1 protein-coding gene is annotated in these 690 nt (G+C 49.7%); it reads right to left on the reverse strand.

Annotated elements, in window-relative coordinates:
- Nucleotides 1–690, reverse strand: a 690-nt coding sequence (locus A3762_RS19915) for a peptidylprolyl isomerase (RefSeq protein ID WP_197469425.1), incomplete at both ends; no start/stop codon positions are given.

Here is a 690-nt window from a genome sequence, read left to right on the forward strand (position 1 = left end):
TCGTAGAGCTTGTCGATAATCTCTTTAGCTTGGCGATCGCTACGAATTGCACTCGGTGCCACTAAGATATGGCGCACCTTGCGCTGCTCAACCCACTGCTCTGTTCCACCGCGTTTATCTAAAGCGGTTATAATGTGGAAGCCACTTGCCGAACGAATCAACTCAGAAGGTTGTCCCTTCACCAAGTTTGGCAGTACATCGGCCGCAATCGATGGCAATTCATTCTCTTTACGCCATCCAATAACACCACCATTTAATGCTTGGCGGCCATCAGAACGAGCAATCGCAACTTGTTGGAAGTCTGCCCCATTCTTTAGCTCTGCTAACACGGCATCGGCACGTTCTTGCGCAGCTTCTTCTTGTTCAGGCGTAGCATCCTCAGGAACTGAAATCAGAATATGACCGATATAGTATTCTGTTCCTGAACGTTCACGTGCCTCACTGGAACTCAAGAAGTTATTAATTTCCTGCTCAGTCACGCGGACGCGACGATCAACCTCTCGCTGCTGCACACGCGACACGAGCATTTCACGACGAATTTGCTCTCGCGCTGCGGCATAGGTTTCACCCTCTTTCGCCAGCTGTTGTTGGAATTGCTGTAGGGTCATACCGCTTGAGCTTGCGATGTTGACTAAGGTCTCGTTGAGCTGTGCATCGCTCACACGAATACCTGCTAAGTCAGCTTTTTGA

This window comes from Oleiphilus sp. HI0125 (assembly GCF_001635355.1).